Consider the following 21443-nt stretch of genomic DNA (forward strand, 5'->3'; position numbering starts at 1 on the left):
GTCAGTTTAAATCTTCATAGCCGAATGACTCGGCTCATACAAACAGAATAGTTTCGGGACTAATTGAATGACAGGGATTGATTTCCACTCAGCAGGTTTGCTCGCTGCAGAAGTGACTGAAAAGACGACATCACAAGTATCCGGGTGGGGCATCTTACTCATTCTGATTGTCGTATTCATTGTGCCATTTGTTCTGGGAGCCGCTATTGCCCGTGCTCTCAAACTCAAGGACTTTTCACGCAAAATTGGTCTGGTGTTATTCACCGCTGTGATTGCCTCGACCCCCTTTGCCTGGCAGATTGCCAATGGACATGACTGGCGCAATGCGATTCGTCTCGGGATTGACCTGGCCGGTGGTTCGAACATGGTGTTCGAAGTGGATGAAGGCCGAAGTGAAAAAGCACTTTCCAATGAAGTCATGGACCAGATGGTCGGGGCGATTGGCCGTCGTATCAATCCTTCCGGAACGGAAGAAGTCACTGTTCGCAAGGTCGGACAGAACCGGATTGAGGTCATTGTTCCGGGTGCAGACAGTGATGATGTTCAACGCATTAAGTCCCTGATTACCCGTCTGGGGAGTCTGGAATTCGATATTGTGGCGAATCGTCGTGATCATGCTACGATCGTCAATCGTGCTCTGGAGAGCCCCGGAAAAGATATTCGGGACGGCGAAGGTCGCGTGATTGCCAGTTGGCGTGAAGTAAACGGCGATGACTCTTATACCGACGATCAAATGGTCTCACGGCCTTTCACACGCGAAGATGGCACCAAGGGTGAAGAGGTTCTTGTGATTATTGAACCCAACCCCGAGAGAAAGGTCACTGGTAAATATCTGGTACGTGCCCGACAATCGTCAGACCAGAATGGTTCTCCTGCTGTGGCATTCACCTTCAATGCCCGGGGCGGCGCACTGTTTAGTCAGCTCACATCGAAAAACCGTCCCAGTAAAGATGGCTTCCATCGGCACTTGGCTGTTTTACTGGATGGAAAGGTGCATTCCGCACCGCGTTTGATTACGACGATTGGCTCTGAAGGACAAATTACAGGCCGGTTTACACAAAAAGAGATTTCTGACCTGTTAAACGTATTGAATGCGGGGGCATTAGAAGTTCCCTTGAAACCGGAGCCTGTTTCTGAATTTTCCATCAGTCCACTCTTGGGAAGCGATGTTCAGGAAAAAGGTAGGCGGGCGATTATCATTGCCGCGATCGCAGTCATTGTGTTCATGCTGATCTACTATCGTTTTTCCGGTCTTGTAGCCAATATCTGTTTGACCCTGAACCTGTTGCTGGTGATGGGAACGATGTCGTTTATCAATGCGACCTTTACCCTGCCCGGTTTGGCTGGATTGGTGCTAACCATTGGTATGGCCGTCGATGCAAACGTGCTGATCTTTGAACGAATTCGGGAAGAGAAAGCCCGTGGTTCCAGTTTAAGGATGGCCATTAATAACGGTTTTTCACGAGCGTTCACGACGATTGTGGATGCAAACCTGACGACGCTAATTGTCGCCATCGTGTTGTATATCATCGGAACCGATCAGGTGCGTGGTTTTGCTGTCACGCTCTTCATCGGGATTGTGATGAGTATGTTTACCGCTTTGTATGTGGGACGCATCATTTTTGATGTTTGCGAACGGAAACGCTGGATCAGCGATCTGAAGATGATGAGCATCGTAGGGCACACCAGCATCGATTTCATCGGTAAAAAAATGGTTGCTGCTGTGTTCTCAATTATACTGATTGTGATTGGACTCGGAGTTGTTGTGGCACGTGGTGATAAGAATCTGGATATCGATTTCACTGGTGGAACGATGGTTACGTTTGAATTCGAAGACAAACAGAACATTGATGATATTCGTGGATTACTGCAAGCCGAATTTGGTAATAGTTTAACTCTTGAACAATTGCAGCTTTCCAACGATCCCGCTTCTGAAGGACGTTTTTTCCGACTCCGAACAACAATGAACGACGCGGATGCAGAAGAAGACAAAGCGGAAGCAACAAGGACGATTCGTAAGAATCTGAATAATGCCTTCGATGATGCGGATCATAAGATGCGAAAAGTAACGATGAGCTTCGGTGAGATTAATCAGCTTGAAGGTAGTGAGAATACTCCCGCTGGTGCGGAAGTCGAACTGACTTTCAGTGGTGATGTGAAACCGTCCACGATTGATAATTATCTGAAAGAAGCCATTGCATCAATCAAGAATGCAGATAAGACTCCTAAATACGATCGCATCCCGGACTTTCTGTTGACCGGCATTGCTGCCGACAAGGAAGATTCCGAGTCTGAAGAAGAAGCAAAACGCTTTAAAAAGATGACCATGCAAGCCGGACCAGATCTCCTGGTTGATGATTTACAAACGGCACTCGCATCAATGCAGACTGTGATGGAGACAACAGCAATTCTGGACGAAGTGAACAGTTTCGACAGTTCTGTCGCCAGTGAAATGCAGGAATCAGCTTTATTGGCCATGCTGATCAGTTTGATCGCGATTGTGGCTTATGTCTGGTTCCGATTCCAGAGAATTACATTTGGTCTGGCAGCTGTTGCTGCTCTGGTTCACGACGTGCTCGTGGTATTAGGGCTGGTTGCTTTGGGGGCCTATTTGAGTAATACCGCTTTAGGGCCCGTACTGGGATTGAATGACTTTAAGATCAACCTGCCGATGATTGCGGCCTTCCTGACGATTGTCGGTTATTCGCTGAATGATACGATTGTTGTCTTCGACCGAATCCGCGAAGTGCGTGGTAAGAACCCTGCTCTGACCAAGACAATGGTCAATGAAAGTTTGAACCAGACACTTTCTCGAACCTTGTTGACTTCGGTCACGACGCTGATTGTTGTTTTGATCCTGTATGCCATCGGTGGTGAGGGAATTCATGGATTTGCTTACTGTCTGGTTTTGGGTGTGATTGTTGGTACTTATAGTTCGATCTTCATTGCCAGCCCCGTTCTACTCTGGTTGATGAATCGTCCTGGAAGTGCAACCGCACGTGCTTCTCAGCAAAGCGAAAAACAGGCCAGCGTCAGCAGTTAATCGGCTTGACTGACTGCGACTCAAAATAGAATCTGAAATGCGGGAGTTGATCATTGGATCGGCTCCCGCTTTTTTCTTGTACTTTGAGTACAGAAATGGGGAGCTCATCTTGAGTTCTGGCAGAGGTTTTTTTTTGAAGTGGCACTCAAGTTGCTGAAATCCTCAGCGGGCCTTGCGACCTTCGATGAATACTGCTTCTATCGAACCCGGGAAGGTAATTCCTTCAAAGGGAGACCAGCCGCATTTCGTTTTCAGGTCTTCTCGTTTGATCGTGACGGGCTGTTTCAGATTGAGCACCGTTAAGCTGGCGGTATAACCGGGTTCAATTTTGCCGAATTTCTTTGGTGAGACATACGGGTTTACAAAATTACCCGGGTTTTCCGAACAGAATAGAGCCGCCTGTTCCGGGGTAAATTTTTGATCCAAAATCAGCCAGGTGACAAAAACGCCAAAAGTATCCAGATGGGGTTGTCCTGAGATCCCCTGCTCGTTTTCTTCCAGCGTATGCGGAGCATGGTCGGTGGCAAGATAATCGAGTGTGCCTTCACGCAGTGCAGCCAGCATCGCCTGACGGTCGGCGACGGTGCGTAAAGGCGGATTCATTTGCATTTTACCACGGTTTTCATCGGTCAGATCGGTCTGATCAAAGTACAAATGGTGAGGGGTAACTTCACAGGTGACTTTCAAGCCACGGCTTCTGGCTTCCCGAATCAGTGGCAAGCCTTCCCCTACTGAATAATGGCATAACTTCCCATTGAGTTCATATTTTTCAATCATCTGCAGCGCAAAACGCGTGGCCGAAATCTCACACTCTGCTGGCCTTTTCTCTTCATGTCTGGCTGCATCGGCGTGTTCTTCAAGTAAGATCGGGTCTTCACAGTGGAAGCTGACGTTGCAGCCACGATAGTGGGAGAGCGTTTCGTCAAGTTGTTCCAGTGTTTTGAAAAACAGGTCCCCCACACTGGGCCCCATGTATGCTTTATAGGGGACGGCAAATGAGAGTGGTCTGGTTCCCGGGCCGATTCCGGCATACAGCGTGAAGTGAATCGGCGGGTTTCGTTTTTCCAGATGCCGGGTTTTTTCGTGGTAGCTTTCGTCTGTGATGGGCGGGACCGGATTGTTCGGCATGTCAGCTGCGTGGACCACGCCACCGTTGATGGCGGCGGCACCTGCGGTACAGAAATCTTCTTTATAGGTCTGTGACTCACTGACATCATCGCGGGCATGGATATGAATATCTCCCATGCCGGCAAAGATCAGACAATCGTCTGAAAAAGAAAAATCTGGCTGACCCAGGTTAGGTCCTACTTCGACGATAAAATTACCGTCGACTCGAATCTGGCTTTTAAAAGTGCCTGAAGAACTGACGAGAGTTCCTTGTATGATCATCGGTTGAAGTCGTTCTGTTTGTGCTATGGTCGTGTCTGATGATTTGTTGCTTGTGCTTACCAGCCAACAGACATATTGGTTTCGATCGCGAGTTGGGCCTCATGCAAGTCAGAACCGGTATCGCGCATATAAAGTCGGATCGCATGTACTTTATCGCCGGAAGCCTTAAACAGGCACTCACGTGCCATATCGCAGGGCTCGGTATGCCCTTCAATGCCCAGCAATCGTTTTGAGATGACCCACATATCGCGCGGACGACGTGTGACTCTCAGGATTTCATCCTCTGGATAATTCTCCTGAGCAGCATGTTCCGCCTCCTCTTGAGTATTTGCCCAACCCACCATGATATGTGCGTTTGTTTCAATCTCATAAAGAGCCATAATTCAACTCCAGTCTGAACAATGGAAAAGTGAAAATCTGACGAACGACGAAAAAAAGAGGACTCTTTCGAATTTGTCGCGGCAGTTCATAAACGCAGGAGTTTGAAATCGAGCATTTTCTAGACCCACATTATAGCCAAGCCGGATTCAGGGTGAGAGTGTCTTATTGAAATTGTTTCGAGAAAATAACAAATCCAGAGTTCTGAATCAATTTGATCCCCTCTCGCCACTCACGATGGAATTGCTCCGAATGAGAAATGTTCTGGATCAATCTGTCTGGTTCTGTCGCTGTGCATCCCATTTTTCTTCCGCAGCACTTTTCCGCAAATAAAAGGGAGTCAAACTCCAGACTTCATTGAGAGATTCATGCTGCTCAGGCAGGTTGTTTTGAAGAATTCGTGCTGTGATTTCAGAGATCTTGGCTGCGACTGGCAATCGCTGTTCCGATTCCAGGAGACGAACAGTGTTTAAAAGCGATGTTTCAAGCAACTCGATTCCAGGACCCGTAATTGTTGAGCCGGGGGCAAGAGAACGACAAAAATCGGTCATTTCACACAAGCCGACTTCCGATGTTTGTTGCCACTGGTTGTCTGAAATTTTGAGATATTTGCCGACGAACAGGTCGCCCCGTTGTGCATTGGAGATCACGTAGGTTTCCTGAATCTCTGGTGGACAGTTGAGGGCAATCGCCTCAAACGTGTCAATTCCTAAGACAGGACAGCCTGTCACGTAACCAAAAGTTTTGGCGAACGTGGTACCGATTCTCAGGCCCGTAAAACTGCCAGGGCCGCGGCTGACACCGATTCCTGAAATTTGACCTGGGGATAAATTGAGCTGATCCAGAAGTTTTTTTACTTCGGCAACCAGAGTCTGTGCATGTTTCCGCCCCTGCTGTTGCAAATTAACTTGCACAATTTGCTGCTGAGGGCCATAGAATGCGATGGACCCACTATGCCCTGAAGTCTCGATACCTAGATAAAACTGGGGATATTCCACACTGACTCAATTAATAGACATCGAAAAGGGGGGGCAAATCGGTTAAAACCAGTTAAAGTATTACAAACTCCGGTAATCCTTCCAAGTCTTCTAGCTCGAATTTGTCAGAGTGTGTTTGATAAAGAAGCAGCAACAGTTACCTCCGATGAAAGTCAAACGTGCAGAATGTATTTTGTTTTTCTGGCGTGCCGGCGATTTTCTAACCACCTTCCTGATTGTTATCATTGAAAATGGCTTATTTGAAAACATTTGGTCAGTTTCTGACATCATTCGATCTGAGAACGAATAGTAAATGGTTCGTGCTTTCCATATTGATTGGTGTTGTCGCTGGCTTGGGCGCCATCGTATTTGATGTGTTCACTCAAGTAGTCCAGCATTATACACTCGTTTCGATTTCCGGTTTTGATCACCCGCAAACGATAGGCGAGCATTCCATCTATGAAGAGGCAAAAAAACATGCGGACTTTTCTCCCTGGTTGATGTTAGTGGTGATTACCTTAGGGGGGCTGGCTTCAGGGTTAATCGTCTATAATTTCGCACCCGAAGCAGAAGGTCATGGAACTGATGCGGCCATTGACGCATTTCATAATAAACGTGGGATCATTCAGCCGCGCGTTCCGCTGATCAAAACTATTGCGTCTGCCCTGACCTTAGGGACCGGAGGTTCCGGTGGACGTGAAGGTCCCATTGCTCAGATTGGTGCCGGATTTGGTTCGTGGGTTGCAAGTTTGTTAAAGCTGTCGGCCCGTGATCGAAGAATCATGCTTGCTGCTGGAGTGGGGGCTGGAATTGGTGGGATCTTTCGTGCCCCGCTGGCAGGTGCCTTATTCGCTGCAGAGATTCTCTACAGCAATGCCGACTTTGAATCGGATGTGATTGTACCGGCGGCGATGTCATCGATTATCGCTTATTCCGTCTATTGTCTTTCACTTCCCCAGGAATTGCGATTTATGCCGCTATTTGGAGATAGCTTGCATCATACGGTCGATTCTCATGGGGAATTGATTCCCTATACGATCTTGTCAATCGTGTTGAGTTTGGCTGCCATCTTTTATGTGAAGACATTTTATGGCACCAATCGCTTATTCAAATTATTGCCGGTCAAGCCGATGTTCAGGCCGGCCATTGGTGCCTTTCTGACAGGACTGGTTGGGATCGGCATGTATTTTCTTTTTGATGAAGACGTGCGTGCCTTGTCGGTCATGTCAACTGGCTATGGACTTCTACAGAATGCGTTGACTTCGGCGGCAGGTCTCAGTATTCCGCTGCTACTTACCGTTGCATTCGTCAAAGTGTTTACGACCTCGCTTACGATTGGTTCTGGTGGTTCCGGTGGGGTATTTGGACCATCAATGGTGATTGGCGGCTGTGTGGGGACGGCGACAGGGCTGATTTTACAGCAGCTTTGGCCTGAATTGGTGACTCAGCCGGAGGCTTTCGGGCTGGTGGGGATGGCCGGCTTTTTTGCTGGAGCGGCACACGCGCCGATTTCGACCATTATCATGGTTTCTGAAATTACGGGGAACTATTCTTTGTTGCTGCCGACCATGCTGGCTTCAACACTCTGTTTCGTGTTGTGCCAGAAAGTGCACTTGTATCAGAAGCAGTATCCCAGCCGCCTCACATCACCTGCGCATCGGGGAGACTTTCTGGTAGATGTGCTTGAAGGGAGTCGGGTTTCCGATGTGTTTGATCCGGAGCGAAAAATTCAACTAATCCATGAGTCGAAATCATTGGATGAAATCGTGCATTCTCTGGCAGGTACTCAGCAGCACTATTTTCCTGTTGTTGACGATAATGAAAGAATCATCGGCATTTTTTCGGAAGATGACGTTCGGGCTTATCTGTATGATGAGACCATCTGGAAGCTGGCTGTGGCACGGGATATTATGCAGTCCGATTTCGTGAAAGTCAGTCCGGATGACGATTTGAATACGGCGATGCAACGTTTTACATCGATCAATGTCGAGGTGTTACCCGTGGTCGATGAGCATGATCCGGAAATATTGCTGGGTATGCTGAATCGTAAGGAAACGATTGGTTACTATAATCAGCAGTTAATGAAATGTAAGCGTGCTGGTGAAGAGTGTGACGAATAAGAGGGGCATCGCAAGGTCACTCTTCGTCCGTCTTTCGCATTTCAAACAGGAAGCGAGAAGGAAGCGTGGGCTGTTTTTTTCCCCACTTTGTGCGTGTGGCAGCGCGGCTTAATGTCAGATAGTCCTCTGCTCTGGTAATGCCGACATAAGCAATCCGTCTTTCTTCTGCAATTTCAGCGTCTGTTCCCTCAACCGAGCGTTTATGTGGCAACAGACCTTCTTCCATACCGACTAAATAGACACGTGGGAATTCCAGCCCTTTGGCACTATGTAATGTCATCAGCTTGACAGCATCTTGTGCGAGCTGATCTTCTTTTTCATTTAAGTCGTCCCGGTCCCCCAATGCGGTCTCTTCCAGAAAACCGATCGGTGTAGGGTCGCTGGAACGCTTGCAGTATTCATTGATGGATTCGATAAATTGCTCAAGGACTACAATTCGAGACAGCTGTTGTTCTGATGTCTTATATTGCTTTTTGATTTCTGATTCATAATCGATTTCTTTGATCAGATCGTGCATAATCCGGGCAAGATCATGGGGAGACTGTTCGAGGCGCGCACGATAGCGTTTGATCAAATCGTGAAATCCATTGAGTGCCGTGCTGGCGCGTGCACTCAACTCGTTTGTATTTTGAGCTGAAGCGACCGTTTCCCAAAACCGGTCCCCTGCTTTGACGGACTGATTGACCAGCTTTTCAACGGTACTGTTGCCAATTCCCCGGGTCGGAGTATTGATGATTCGCAGCATGGACAGTTCATCGTGGGGAAATGCCAGGGTTTTGAGATAGGCTAATAGATCGCGGATTTCACGGCGATCAAAAAATGACTGGCTGCCGATGAGCTGGTAGCGTACATTCGTGCGACGTAATTCGGTTTCAAACACGCGAGGTTGTTCATTGGTCCGAAACAGAATGGCAAAATCACGTAGAGGCACTTCTTGGGCTTCGTGCAGGTATCTGATTTCGCCTATGATTTTTTCTGCTTCCGTTGATTCGTCTTCCAGTTCCAGGAATCGAACGGGGGACCCCATTTTCTTATGTGCGATCAATTGTTTTTTGTGTCGATCACGATTGTGTTTCACAAGCCGGTTGGCCACGTCAATGATTTTGTCTGTGCAGCGGTAGTTGCTCTCAAGCCGTACTACTTTGGCGCCGGGGAATTGTTGTTGAAACCCCAAGATGTGCCGTACTTCCGCGCCGCGCCAACCATAAATGGACTGATCGTCGTCCCCAACCACACACAGGTTCTGGTGTGGTTTGACCAGCGCGCGAATCAGATTAATTTGTGAGAGGTTTGTATCTTGATATTCATCAATCTGAATATAGTCAAATCTGTTTTGGGTGCGTTCCAGTGCTTCGGGGGAAATTGTAAACAGCTCATTGGTCAGCATTAATAAATCATCAAAATCCACCGCGCCGCTGGAGCGTAATTTGGTCTGGTATTTTCGATACGCCATCGCAGCGAGAAAATCAAAGTCATTCTCTGTATGATCCGTGGCCTGTTCAGGGGTGACGTGTGCCATTTTCCAGTTACTGATTCGATTGAGCAGATCTCCTGGCCGCAGACTTTTATCATTCACACGAATATCACGGAGTGCAGAGCGAGCCGCCGATTCCTGGTCGCCTCGATCGTAGATCACGAATTTCTCTGGGTAACCCAAGACTGAAATCTCTTCCCGCAAAACTCGTACACAGAGCGAATGAAATGTCGAGATAACCGGTTTCGCAGGCAGTCGTTTACCCAGTAATTTCTTCATCCGCTGCTGCATCTCTTTGGCTGCTTTATTCGTGAATGTCACAGACAAGATTTTATTAGGCGGGACTCCCTGACGAATGAGTTCAACCATTCGATAGGTAATCACTCGGGTTTTGCCGGTACCTGCGCCTGCTAAGACCAGGAGTGGGCCTTTGAGAGTCGTGGCTGCTTCACGCTGGGCCGGGTTGAGTGACGAAAGCTGGCTCGATTGATTCGGGCTGGGAGACAGGGGCATGAAATTGATCAATTGTCGAAAGATGAAACGAAGACGAAATCTATATCATCGAAAGATGATTCACTTCAGATGAGTTGAATTCAGGAATTCTCATCCGGATTCTTGCGTTTTGGTTTTGATGTTGGTTTTTTCGTTGGGGGACGATCCGTCTTTACAGGAGCGTCCTGAGCATTGTTTTTTTTGATTTTCTTTTTTCCCTGCGGCGGTCGTTTTGTCTGGGAAGCGGGCTGGTCGGCAGCCTTTTTTTTCTTTGGAGCCGGAGCGGCTGTTTTCGCTGATGGTTTCGTACTCTGGGCAGATTTTGATTCTCTCAACTGCTGTTGATTCGTTTGAAAGGCCTGCTTGAGTGGTTCGAGCATTGCTTCCATCGTTTGCCAGCGATCTTGCGGATAGAGCTCAAGGCCTTTCATAATTGTTTCTGCTACCTGGGGGTTCAGGTCTGGCAGCAGCTTTTGAATATTTTCAGGGGGAGTATTAATGTGTTGCAGGACGGCATCCAGAGTTTCTGCTGCTTCCCAGGGTAATCGTTTGGTAAGCATTTCATAGCAGGTCACGGAAAAGGAAAAGATGTCGATTTTCTGGCTGGTCTTCTGGCGTTTGATCAGTTCCGGCGCCATGTAAGCGGCTGTGCCCGTACGATTTCCGGGTTGCAGAAAGGCTGCTGTATTGGGGACAACCAGACCAAAGTCGATCAACTTCAGTTGCTGCTCATTATTGACCATGATATTTCGGGGACAGATATCACGGTGAATCCAGTTTTCCTGATGGAAGTAGTTAATTGCCTCTCCCAGCTGAATCATATATTTCAGGCAATTCTTGCGCATGTCTTCGTTTTGTGCTTCGACCAGATAGCTGAGGCTATAGCCTTCGATAAATTCCATCACGAGAAACTGTTCTTTCTCGGTGGTAATGCCGTGCTCAAAAGTTTTGACGATATGCGGATGGTGAAACTGAACTGCAATTTCGCCTTCCTTTGGTTTATTCAGTCCGACAAAACGTGCTTCGAGTTCCTCTGTTTTTTCTTTATGCAGGACTTTGAGTGCCACGGTCTTACCCGTATTGTAGTCCCGGGCGCGCCAGACCTTGGACATACTTCCCTGACCGACGCGTCCGATGAGCTCAAAACGTTGTTTGATATTCACACGCGGTATGCGGGGCTGTTTTGAAAAGAAACGCTTTAGAAAGTTCATGCATTCACCAGAAAGCAAAGAGTGAATTCAGTGCAAATCTGAATTTCCCGCTCAGTAAAAAATTACCAGCCCACCCCCGATAGTATAATTGTCTTCACAGAGATACGCAAAGCGGTACTGCCGAAAGCTTTTGATTCTTCAGATGAAACTTCCCCCCAGATGCATGAGTGGGGGAATTACACGCAATAGTCAATCAGGCGCGCTAATTCTGATCGCAGTTTGGGTCTGGGAATAATTCGATCGACAAACCCGTGTTCGAGCAGAAACTCACTGGTCTGGAATCCGTCAGGCAGGGGTTTTTTTATCGTGGCTTCAACGACGCGCGGTCCCGCAAACCCGACGAGTGCTTTGGGTTCAGCGACAACAATATCACCCAGAGATGCAAAGCTTGCCGCCACCCCTCCCATTGTCGGATTGGTTAATACAGAGATAAATAGCCCGCCTTTTTCATGGTAGCGTCCCAATGCTGCAGAGACTTTTCCCATTTGCATTAAGGAGAAAATGCCTTCATGCATCCGGGCACCACCTCCCGAGCCGCTGATAATGATCAGCGGAAGATTTAACTCAGTGGCCTGTTCGATGGCGCGTGTCAGTTTTTCGCCTACGACAGAGCCCATACTGCCCATGATGAAAGAGGAATCGGTGATTCCCACCACCAGAGGGCGACCTCGCATATAACCTCGGCCGACCACGCAGGCGTCTTTCATGCCTGTTTTCTTTTGTTCAATGAGAAGGCGGTCTTTGTAGGTTTTGTTTTTATCCGCAAATTCCAGTGGGTCTCCCGCCGTTAAATCGGGATACCATTCTTCAAAACTGTCAGGGTCTAACAGCTGTTGAATGCGGGTTTGTGCAGAGATAATAAAATGGTGATCGCACTCAGGACAGAGGCCTAAACCCTGCTCGACCTGTTTCCTGAAAACCGTAGCATTACATTCAGTACAGCGTAACCAGAGACCTTCTGGAACGCCGCGCTTCGGGCGAGATGATGTATGGCTTAACCATGAATCAACATTTGACTTGGGAGCAGAACTCATTTTACTTAGCCTCCTCGAACCGCCACTTTTCGTCATGGCATCCCTGATCTTGTTGCGGGTCCTTCTTTTTAGATTGATCGTCCGAACTTATCTGTTTTGAATCACTTTTTTTCGGAGGTGACTCAAGAATTTCAAACATTTCATTCTGACAGAAGCGACCGCTGTGCTCAAACGAAATTTTTTCTTTTTGCTCATTTCTCAAGAGAGTGGAAATGATTGTGGCCAGGGGCTCAGAGGCGACGATTGCAAAGTTTTGTTTCTTTTTCAAATACTTCTGCAGTGTTTTTTCAACGCGTTTTACTGCTTCTGAAGCGAGTTCCCCTTCTGGAGGGCAGACCGTTTCAGGTGATTCGGACCATTGTTTAAGAAGCTTGGGGTATTTACGGCGTACTTCTTCATACTCTAGTCCCTGCCAGAGACCCTGGTTGAGATTTTTTAATCCCTCTTTTTCTTTGACCGGAACGCCGAGGTTTTCACCGAGTTGTTCGGCTGTTGAGCGCGCCGGTTCCGAAGAGGAAGTGATAATCGTTTCAATACCGGAACCCTCGATCTTGGGCAGCAAATTTTTGACTTGTGCTTCCCCTTCCTCATTCATTGGAAGGTCCAGGGTTCCCTGGATTCGTGCATCTTTATCAAAGTCTGTACAACCAGGACGGATTAGTACCACAGTGGGCATTGTTTCAAATCTCTTTTATGTGAAGGAAGCTGTTTGGCTCCTGGCTTTTTCTACCAGTTCGCTTACAGCAATCGAATAATCTGCCTGGCTGAACAGTGCACTGCCAACGACAAAATAGTTGGCGCCAGCACCGGCCGCTTCAGCAATTGTTTCCAGACCTATTCCCCCATCAACAGAAAGAATGGTCTCTTTGGAAAGCATCGTTTTCAGCTGCTTGATTTTGGGCAGGCTTGATTCGATGAATGATTGCCCCCCAAATCCTGGTTCGACACTCATCACGAGGATCAAGCCACAAGAATCAAGATAAGGTTCAATCATCGTTATGGGAGTTTTCGGACTGATGGCCAAGCCCGGTATGACACCAGATTTTTTCAGATGCGACAGGATCTCTTGTGGATCAGGAACAGCTTCAATATGAATCGTGATTGAATCACAACCCGCTTTAATGTAATCGTCGATATATTTTTCTGGATTGCTGACCATTAAGTGCGCGTCAAAGAACATCTGAGTCAACGGTCTGACTCGTTCAATCAACAGCGCCCCATAGGAGAGGTTGGGGACAAAATGTCCGTCCATCACATCCCAATGAAGTACTGCTGCTTCAGCCGCTTCCAATAATTCGACTTCCCGATGAAGATTGCCGAAGTCACACTTCAGCATCGACGGGGCGATGACGGGAAAAGGTGTATTCAATTTACTCTGAAGTTTTTGATTTGTCATAGAATTCAGGAATGATATCCAATTCAAAGCCAAAAGCAAGTTCTTTGAATTATGGGATCGATTTGATCATTTGGTTTAAAAGTTTGAGAGGAGATGTTGAATAAGTTATAAGCGGGCTATTTTACGATCTTGGCGAGCAACGTCTAGTCGAAAGTCAAAATGCATATTCTAATGACTAGTGCCTGTTAGGTTGAAAAACAGCCGAGATGTATTCCATCTCGGCTGGATTTCCGGTTTGCAATATGGCTTTTCGATAATTAAAAGCCCTTTTATAGACTATAGTTGCGCCAGACGAGCAATCATGTCAGCAGTTCGATTTGAATAACCATATTCATTATCGTACCAGCTTAAGACTTTGAGCATATTTCCACCAATTACGGTGGTCCAAGTGGAGTCAAAAATCGAGCTGTGAGGGTTACCAACGATGTCACTGGAGACAATCGGATCGGTATTATACTCAAGAATACCTTTGAGCGGGCCTTCTGCAGCAGCTTTCATGGCTGCATTGACTTCCTCGGCGGTGACATCTTTGCTCAGATTGACAACGAGGTCTGTGATACTGCCTACAGGAACAGGAACGCGAAGGCTTAATCCGGTAAGCTTACCATTTAATTCTGGCAAGACGAGCCCTACTGCTTTTGCAGCGCCTGTGGTTGTTGGGATGATATTAATGGCAGCAGCGCGAGCACGAAGTGGGTCCGCGTGAAGCTGATCTGAAACCCTTTGGTCGTTTGTGTAAGCATGCACTGTCGTCATCAAGCCATGCTCAATGCCGAAGTTTTCATGAATGATCTTGGCCATCGGAGCCAGGCAGTTTGTTGTGCAACTTGCGTTAGAAACGCAGAGATGATCTGCAGTCAGTTGATCATCATTCACGCCGAATACAACTGTCATATCAGGTGCATCTTTGGCCGGAGCCGAAATCACAACTTTGCGTGCTCCCGCTGTCAGGTGGCTGTCATAACCTGGTTTGCCATCTGCTTCACGATTTGTAAAGAACCCTGTTGATTCAAGAGCGACTTCCACTCCCAGTTCTTTCCAAGGAAGTTCGCGCGGGTCGCGTTCTGCACAGACTCGGACTTTTTTCCCATCGACAATCAGGTCACTCCCGTCAACTTCAACTGTTCCGGGGAAACGCCCCTGAACACTGTCATATTTTAAGAGCAATGCCAGTTTTTTGGGATCTCCCAAGTCGTTGATGGCAACCACTTCGAATTCATCCGGTCGCGCAGCAAGCGCTCTGAATGTAATACGGCCAATGCGTCCAAAACCATTGATACCAACCTTTACGGGCACGTGACTAACTCCTTAGTTCAAATAATAATAGATGTTTATCGTTTAACGGCAGTCGCGATGGAAAACAATTCCTTAAGGATCTCTGATTGCGGCTGCCGTAGAGCTTTCAATCGGGTGGATTGTAATCGTCTCAGGACAGCCACACAACCGAACGCAGAGTCTCCTTTGAGTTCTTAATAATTGAATGTTCTTAATAATGTCGAGGTTTCTGGTCAGGTTCTATAGTCGGTGGTGGTTTTGTATAGGTTTTGTGGGTGGTTGCCTGTCATTTGTAATTGGTGATTATATTCAGAGGATTCCCCTCCCTTCCAAATCTAAGGGTAATACACCCTCAAGCGGGTCCGCCAGAAATGACGATAGTGACTCAGGGGAGAATGCTAATAATTGGGGGGAATGTATTGACTAACCATATATTAATGGTTGTCGATAAGTTCTTCCTGCTAAGTGACTTACAATCTCTCTTATCTATGTCTTTACTTTTTTTCGTTCCTTTATCACCAGGGCGGGCTGATGGACGACATTCTGCAGGAGTTTTTGGCAGAAAGCTGGGAGAATCTAGGTCAACTTGACTCAGAGATTGTTGAGTTGGAGAAGGATCCGCAGAATGCTGAGCTGATTGCCAGTATTTTTCGTACCATACATACGATAAAGGGGACCTGTGGATTTCTCGGGCTGACAAATCTGGGAGCAGTTGCTCATTCTGCAGAGAATGTTCTAGGCAAAATGCGTGAAAGGATACTGGATGTCTCCCCGGGAGCTATTTCACTAGTCCTGGAAGCGATCGACCAGATTAAAGCGCTTTTGCAAGGCCTGGAAGCGACGGGCGAAGAGCCGAAAACAGATCATTCCTCTTTAACATTGATGCTGGATGAGCTGGCAGAATATGCTACCAAAGCGGCAGCAGAAACCCCTGCCTCTGCACCGGAGCCTGATTCGGAGACAACTCCTGCCGGAAGCGCCCCTGAAGTAGAAGTGGGTTCAAGCAGTCCACTGGTTGAGAGTAGCGAGAACGCTGTAGAGCATGAGGAAGAAGCTGTTGCCGCCAATTCGGAAACCAAGTCAGAGACACCAGGGCCTACAGTTCCCGCGTCGGTGGCAGAAGATACCTCTACGAAATCATCCAAGGTGAGTGTGGCCGACCTTTCAATTCGCGTGAATGTCAATGTGGTTGACAGTTTGATGAATCTGGTAGGTGAGCTGGTACTGACGAGAAATCAGTTGCTGCAACTTGCACGAGGTGATGAAGAAGAATCCAAGTATGCGGCTCCGATCACACTTTTAAATCGGGTGACGACCGACCTGCAAGAAGGAGTTATGAAAACTCGCATGCAACCGATTGGTAATGCATGGAACAAGCTGCCTCGACTCGTTCGAGATTTATCACAAGTTACAAGTAAACAAATCGAATTGGTTATGACGGGGGCAGAAACCGAGTTGGACCGGACGGTTCTGGATGCAATTAAGGATCCCCTGACTCACATGGTCAGAAACTCGGCCGATCATGGACTTGAATTACCGGATGTACGTAAAGCGAATGGAAAGCCTGAATCGGGAACGGTTAATTTAAATGCTTATCATGAAGGTGGGCATGTCATTATTGAAATCGAGGATGATGGAGCAGGCATCAGTCGCGATAAAGTTTTGGCAAAAGCAGTTGCTCAAGGATTAATTAAAGAAGCAGATGCTTCTAGTGCTTCAGACAGTCATATCTATTCAATGATTTTTCATGCCGGGTTTTCGACGGCTGAAAAAATTAGTTCTGTTTCTGGGCGTGGCGTCGGGATGGACGTTGTGCGGACACAGATTGAAAAAATTGGTGGTACTGTCGATCTTACTTCCAAAGTAGGAAAAGGGACTCTGGTACGAATCAAGATTCCTTTGACTTTGGCAATTGTGTCTGCCTTGGTATTAGAGAGTGGTGGTCAGCCATTTGCGATACCTCAATTAGGTGTCGTAGAGCTGGTACGGCTATCTGCAGAAGACCGTGAGAAAATTGAAACCATTCATAATAAAGAGGTCTTTCGATTACGCGATCGGTTACTGCCTTTAGTTCATCTAAACGAAGTACTGGGGCTCGAAGAGACACCTCCGGACGACCATGACTTGGATGCTACCAACATTGTTGTGGTCCAGGTGGGCGAAGATCAATTTGGACTAATTGTATCCAGAATATTTGACACCGAAGAAATTGTGGTGAAGCCTGTAGGACGTCTCTTAAAAAATATAGGGCTTTACCAAGGGACTACAATATTGGGAGACGGGAGTGTTGTGATGATCCTGGACGTAAGTGGGATCTTCAACAAATGTGGTGGTAGTGCAGCTCATTCTCAATCGACGTCAGAAGAGACAAATACAGGCGCCAATCGGGATACCATCAGCATGCTGCTTTTCAACGTCGGAGAAAATCAGACCATGGCTGTTCCCTTGGCTCTGGTTGCTCGTTTAGAAGAGTTTCCACAAGAGAGCATAGAGACTAACGGTGGGCATCAAGTCGTTCAATATCGTGAGGATTTACTACCATTAGTCTCCGTTGAAGGGGCTGGCTATGGATCTGGCGAGCCATTGGATCCACAACCAGTGATTGTATTCTCGGACAATAATCGATCAATGGGGCTGATGGTCAATGAAATTAAAGACATCATTGATGAGCAATTTGTAATTCGTATGCAGTCAGATCGGTCCGGCATCCTGGGGACAGCAATCATTGGTAAAAATGCTATTGATGTCATTGATACTCAATATTATGTCACACGCTCTACACCGAACTGGTTTGAGGATGTGGAAGATAAAAAAACGTTTCGAGTTTTAGTGGTCGATGATTCTATGTTCTTCCGCCAATTAGTGGCAACGGCTCTCGAATCTGAGGGCTATTCAGTAATGACTAGCGATAGTTGTGTTAATGCTATTGAACTTTTGCAGAGAGACTCACAGTTCCATGCGGTGGTCACTGATATTGATTTGCCAGAAATGAATGGCTTTGAGCTCTGTGAATGGCTCAAAGAACAGGATAATACCAAAAACATTAAGGCTATCGCTTTAACTTCTTCAAGTAGCTCGATTAACCAATCGAGGGCAACTGAAGTTGGTTTTGATCAGTTCCTGGTCAAATTTAATTCTCATGAACTGGTTTCTTGTCTGGATGAATATTTTGCCAGAATAGAACATGAAACAGGAGTAAAAGCATGAGTACAACAAAAGCAAAATTAGACTCAAGTAGTGGTATGGAATCGCAATTAGATTATTCAAGTCAGTACGTTTCGTTCAGGGTTGATGGTCAATTACTTGGCGTGCCGGTAAATATGGTCCAGGAAGTACTCACCGAACAAGTGATTTCTCCGACACCTCTCGCTCGAGCTGAGATTAAAGGGCTGTTAAATCTTCGAGGGCAGATAGTGACGGCAGTCAATCTGAGAAAACGTTTAGGTCTACCTGATCTGGAAGAGGGTGATTCCATGAATGTTGTTACTCGAATGGGGGAAGAGTCATTCAGCTTACTGGTAGACGAAGTGGGTGATGTAATCAATGTTTCAGGTCGCTCGATGGAACCGGTTCCCCGCACCTTAGACCAGCACTGGCGATCTGTGACGATTGGTGTCTTTCAATTAGAGGAAGGCCTGTTTGTCATTCTTGATGTTGAAACAATATTAAATTTTGACTGAAATACTTTCCTTGTTCGGCTGATTTTTAAGGGCCAATCCCGTGGATTTAAATGTGACCGCACTTCGAGACTCGTTCGAACTGGTTGCACCTCGTGCAGACCAGTTAGCTGAACAGTTTTATGAGAAGTTATTCGAAGATTATCCCGACATACTGCGATATTTCACGCATACCGATTTCTCGGAACAACGGGGGAAGTTAATTCAGGCACTGGTTCTCGTGCTGAAATCGCTCGAGAACCCCCCTGCACTTACCAAAGTATTACATCAACTGGGTAAGCAGCACAGGGAAATGGGAATTCAGGAAGATGATTATCCACCGGTAACCAGTACGCTTTTGAGTGTATTGGCTGAGTTTGCAGGTGATCAATGGAGTGAAGAACTGGAAGAGTCCTGGAGTCAGGCACTCGAAGCGGTTGCATCAACCATGATTGAAGGTGCCAAAGACTCTAGTCGCGCAAAACAGCTTCAATCGGCGGCTGTATCAGGCTCACGGGGAGCCAACTTTGAAGAAGTGGATTCCGAACAGGACATTCCATCGGTTTCAGAGAAACTACACAACACACAAACCGAACCACCATTAAGATCTGAAGAGCAGATCAATAATCCCAAGGAGAATAGCGATATGTCGATTGATTCAGTACAGAATACGGGACAGGGTGCGGCTACTGAACAGTCGCAGAATCTCGACCAGTTTTATGGCATTGTTGAATACAGCCCACAGGCGACTCTGTTTTTGAATACAGAGGGAACTGTGACTTATCTCAACCGTAAAGGTCAGGAGCTAATTAAACTACTCAGTGGTGAATTAGGAATTCAGCCACAACAGCTTGTGGGGGGATCGATCAGCCAGCTCTATCAGCAGATCCCCGAACTACAGACTAAATTATCAGGCTTGGCAGGAGAAAAGACGATCACCGCAAAGTTAGGTGATCGGTCGGTTGAGATTGCTTTGAGTCCGGCCAAATCTGAGAATGGTGATATCGTAGGTACCGTTCTCGTCTGGGAAGAAAATACAGAACTCGAAAAACTGGAAGAAGAGAACTGTGATTTTGCCGGTCAGTTAGGAGCCATTAGTGACGCTCAAGCTGTGATTGAATTCAACATGGATGGTACGATTCGGACGGCGAATCAGAATTTCTGTGTTACTTTAGGGTATTCACTGGATGAAATTCAGGGGAAACATCACAGTCTGTTTGTCGAGACCGATTTCAAAAACAGCAATGAGTACAAGGAGTTCTGGGAAAAACTGAATGCCGGGCAGAATCAGGTTGCTGAGTACAAACGAATCGGCAAAGGGGGGAAAGAGGTTTGGATTTCTGCCTCCTATAATCCTATCAAAAATAAAGCCGGCAAGCTGTTCAAAGTTGTGAAGTATGCGTCAGACATTACTGCGAAAAAACGCGCCGAACAGGATATGGTTCGTGTTCAGAACATGATGGAAAATATTCCCGTCAATGTGATGATGGCCAACAAGGATCTGGAAATTACGTATGTGAATCCGGCATCCAAGAAGCAGTTATCTGCTTTGCAGCAGTTCCTGCCAATTAAAGCTGAAAATTTGCTTGGTCAGAATATCGATATCTTCCATAAGAATCCTGCCTATCAGAGAGGGATTCTGAGTGATCCTTCCAATCTTCCTACACGCGCTGTGATTAATGTTGGGCCGGAAAAACTGGACTTGCTGGTCAGTGCTGTGATGGATGAACAAGGAAATTACATTGGTCCGATGGTGACCTGGGAAGTGATCACTGAAAAATTACGGCTCGAGAATGAAATGGTACGCATTCAGAATATGATGGAAAATATTCCCATCAATGTTCTGTTGGCGAATAAAGACTATGACATGGTCTATATGAATCCAGCATCATATAAGCAGTTAAAAGCTATCGAACACTTGTTGCCCAAACCTGTTGATCAACTGATGGGGCAAAGCATTGATATCTTCCATAAGAATCCGGAATTGCAGAGAAAGCTGCTGGCCGATCCTGCAAACCTGCCGCACCGCGCCAAAATCAAAGTCGGCGAAGAGACGCTTGATCTCGAAGCAACTGCAATTATGGACAAAGATAACAACTATATTGGTCCGATGATCTGCTGGTCTGTGGTTACAGATCAGGTGACCTTGGCAAATGATTTTGAATCGGAAATTCAGGGCATTGTGAGTGTCGTCACATCTTCTGCTACTGAGATGCAGGCCAGTTCCAAGAGCTTGTCTGATATGTCAGACGAGACGGCTCGCCAGTCTCAGGTTGTAGCCGCTGCCAGTGAAGAAGCGACACGCAATGTTGAAACTGTTTCTTCTGCTGCAGAAGAATTGAGTGCCTCGATCAGTGAAATTGCCCGCCACGTGCAAGAGCAGTCACACATGACTTCTCAAGCCGTGGGTGAAGCAGACCGCACAAACGACACGATCAAAGAGTTGGGCAATGCCAGCAGTGAAATTGGTCAAGTTGTCAAAGTGATTACTTCGATTGCTCAGCAGACGAATCTGTTGGCATTAAACGCGACGATCGAAGCGGCTCGTGCTGGTGAAGCCGGCAAAGGGTTTGCGGTTGTAGCGAACGAAGTCAAAGAACTGGCACGCCAGACTGCTCGGGCAACCGAAGAAATCAGTGAAAAAATTGGCGCCATTCAAGGCTCGACTAACATTGCTGTTTCTGCCATCGGTTCGATTGGTGAAAGTATTCGCAAAATCAATGAGATTTCGACCACGATTGCCAGTGCTGTTGAAGAACAGACAGCCGCAACCAACGAGATTTCACGGAATGTCGCAGAAGCCGCCCGCGGGACTGCTGAGGTTACGAACAATATCTCAGGTGTCTCTCAAGCTGCCTCAGACAGTGGAACCTCTGCAAACGATATGTTGGCTGCTGCTCAAGGTCTGACTCAGGAATCTGTCAAACTGGACGAAGCAGCCGCTTCCTTCCTGACACGCATGAGAGCGATCTAATCTATTTGAGAAGCATGGCCAATC

Annotated in this window: 14 protein-coding genes; 5 read left to right on the forward strand and 9 right to left on the reverse strand. The window is 47.0% G+C overall.

All coding sequences use genetic code 11. The annotated features are described in order from the left end of the window. Nucleotides 1-67: 67 nt before the first annotated feature. Nucleotides 68-3043 carry a protein translocase subunit SecD gene (gene secD / locus AAC022_RS16200; protein WP_339732625.1) on the forward strand — a complete coding sequence of 992 codons (2976 nt, stop codon included), beginning with the start codon at nucleotides 68-70 and terminating at the stop codon, nucleotides 3041-3043. Between the two features lie 162 nt (nucleotides 3044-3205). Here the strand turns inward: secD and AAC022_RS16205 are convergent, their stop codons facing one another. The 3 genes from AAC022_RS16205 to tsaB form a co-directional block, all read right to left on the reverse strand. Further along, a complete protein-coding gene (locus tag AAC022_RS16205) occupies nucleotides 3206-4432 on the reverse strand; it encodes an amidohydrolase family protein (protein WP_339732627.1) in 1227 nt (408 codons plus the stop codon). 56 nt (nucleotides 4433-4488) lie between these two features. Beyond that, on the reverse strand, nucleotides 4489-4812 hold the full coding sequence (locus AAC022_RS16210; protein WP_339732629.1) for a DUF6793 family protein: 324 nt from the start codon (nucleotides 4810-4812) through the stop codon (nucleotides 4489-4491). 267 nt (nucleotides 4813-5079) lie between these two features. Beyond that, complete coding sequence (tsaB, locus tag AAC022_RS16215; protein WP_339732632.1) at nucleotides 5080-5808, reverse strand: tRNA (adenosine(37)-N6)-threonylcarbamoyltransferase complex dimerization subunit type 1 TsaB; 729 nt, start codon at nucleotides 5806-5808, stop codon at nucleotides 5080-5082. 230 nt (nucleotides 5809-6038) lie between these two features. Between tsaB and AAC022_RS16220 the strand changes: the two genes are divergently transcribed. After that, the gene (locus AAC022_RS16220; RefSeq protein WP_339732633.1) at nucleotides 6039-7907 is read left to right on the forward strand and encodes a chloride channel protein; all 1869 of its coding nucleotides are present in this window, start codon (nucleotides 6039-6041) and stop codon (nucleotides 7905-7907) included. Nucleotides 7908-7923: 16 nt separating this feature from the next. On the opposite strand, the gene AAC022_RS16225 is transcribed toward AAC022_RS16220, so the two are convergent. The 6 genes from AAC022_RS16225 to gap form a co-directional block, all read right to left on the reverse strand. Next, the gene (locus AAC022_RS16225) at nucleotides 7924-9894 is read right to left on the reverse strand and encodes a UvrD-helicase domain-containing protein (protein WP_339732636.1); all 1971 of its coding nucleotides are present in this window, start codon (nucleotides 9892-9894) and stop codon (nucleotides 7924-7926) included. An 80-nt stretch (nucleotides 9895-9974) separates the two neighbouring features. Then, complete coding sequence (locus AAC022_RS16230) at nucleotides 9975-11084, reverse strand: serine/threonine-protein kinase (protein WP_339732638.1); 1110 nt, start codon at nucleotides 11082-11084, stop codon at nucleotides 9975-9977. 176 nt (nucleotides 11085-11260) lie between these two features. Next, complete coding sequence (gene accD, locus AAC022_RS16235; RefSeq protein WP_339732641.1) at nucleotides 11261-12118, reverse strand: acetyl-CoA carboxylase, carboxyltransferase subunit beta; 858 nt, start codon at nucleotides 12116-12118, stop codon at nucleotides 11261-11263. 1 nt (nucleotide 12119) lies between these two features. Continuing rightward, nucleotides 12120-12794: a histidine phosphatase family protein gene (locus AAC022_RS16240; protein WP_339732644.1), complete on the reverse strand. Its 675-nt coding sequence runs from the start codon at nucleotides 12792-12794 to the stop codon at nucleotides 12120-12122. 15 nt (nucleotides 12795-12809) lie between these two features. Further along, nucleotides 12810-13514: a ribulose-phosphate 3-epimerase gene (gene rpe / locus AAC022_RS16245; protein ID WP_339732646.1), complete on the reverse strand. Its 705-nt coding sequence runs from the start codon at nucleotides 13512-13514 to the stop codon at nucleotides 12810-12812. Nucleotides 13515-13790: 276 nt separating this feature from the next. Beyond that, the gene (gene gap / locus AAC022_RS16250) at nucleotides 13791-14810 is read right to left on the reverse strand and encodes a type I glyceraldehyde-3-phosphate dehydrogenase (RefSeq protein ID WP_339732648.1); all 1020 of its coding nucleotides are present in this window, start codon (nucleotides 14808-14810) and stop codon (nucleotides 13791-13793) included. 510 nt (nucleotides 14811-15320) lie between these two features. Between gap and AAC022_RS16255 the strand changes: the two genes are divergently transcribed. The 3 genes from AAC022_RS16255 to AAC022_RS16265 are packed head-to-tail and all read left to right on the forward strand — an operon-like array spanning nucleotide 15321 to nucleotide 21419. After that, nucleotides 15321-17996, forward strand: a complete 2676-nt coding sequence (locus AAC022_RS16255) for a chemotaxis protein CheW (protein WP_339732651.1) — start codon at nucleotides 15321-15323, stop codon at nucleotides 17994-17996. Continuing rightward, nucleotides 17993-18469 (forward strand): chemotaxis protein CheW, encoded by a 477-nt coding sequence (locus AAC022_RS16260; RefSeq protein ID WP_339732653.1) that lies wholly within the window; start codon nucleotides 17993-17995, stop codon nucleotides 18467-18469. Before AAC022_RS16255 ends, AAC022_RS16260 begins: the two co-directional genes overlap by 4 nt. A gap of 52 nt (nucleotides 18470-18521) precedes the next feature. Then, nucleotides 18522-21419: a methyl-accepting chemotaxis protein gene (locus tag AAC022_RS16265; RefSeq protein ID WP_339732655.1), complete on the forward strand. Its 2898-nt coding sequence runs from the start codon at nucleotides 18522-18524 to the stop codon at nucleotides 21417-21419. Nucleotides 21420-21443: the final 24 nt, after the last annotated feature.

The organism is uncultured Gimesia sp., from assembly GCF_963976445.1.
Taxonomy (GTDB): domain Bacteria; phylum Planctomycetota; class Planctomycetia; order Planctomycetales; family Planctomycetaceae; genus Gimesia.

Excerpts from the sequence above, each read along its gene's own strand:
- AAC022_RS16205 (WP_339732627.1), bottom strand. The coding sequence starts at position 4,432 with ATGATCATACAAGGAACTCTCGTCAGTTCTTCAGGCACTTTTAAAAGC.
- AAC022_RS16255 (WP_339732651.1), top strand. The coding sequence starts at position 15,321 with ATGGACGACATTCTGCAGGAGTTTTTGGCAGAAAGCTGGGAGAATCTA.
- AAC022_RS16240 (WP_339732644.1), bottom strand. The coding sequence starts at position 12,794 with ATGCCCACTGTGGTACTAATCCGTCCTGGTTGTACAGACTTTGATAAA.
- accD (WP_339732641.1), bottom strand. The coding sequence starts at position 12,118 with ATGAGTTCTGCTCCCAAGTCAAATGTTGATTCATGGTTAAGCCATACA.
- AAC022_RS16225 (WP_339732636.1), bottom strand. The coding sequence starts at position 9,894 with ATGCCCCTGTCTCCCAGCCCGAATCAATCGAGCCAGCTTTCGTCACTC.
- AAC022_RS16210 (WP_339732629.1), bottom strand. The coding sequence starts at position 4,812 with ATGGCTCTTTATGAGATTGAAACAAACGCACATATCATGGTGGGTTGG.
- rpe (WP_339732646.1), bottom strand. The coding sequence starts at position 13,514 with ATGACAAATCAAAAACTTCAGAGTAAATTGAATACACCTTTTCCCGTC.
- AAC022_RS16230 (WP_339732638.1), bottom strand. The coding sequence starts at position 11,084 with ATGAACTTTCTAAAGCGTTTCTTTTCAAAACAGCCCCGCATACCGCGT.
- AAC022_RS16220 (WP_339732633.1), top strand. The coding sequence starts at position 6,039 with ATGGCTTATTTGAAAACATTTGGTCAGTTTCTGACATCATTCGATCTG.
- secD (WP_339732625.1), top strand. The coding sequence starts at position 68 with ATGACAGGGATTGATTTCCACTCAGCAGGTTTGCTCGCTGCAGAAGTG.
- AAC022_RS16260 (WP_339732653.1), top strand. The coding sequence starts at position 17,993 with ATGAGTACAACAAAAGCAAAATTAGACTCAAGTAGTGGTATGGAATCG.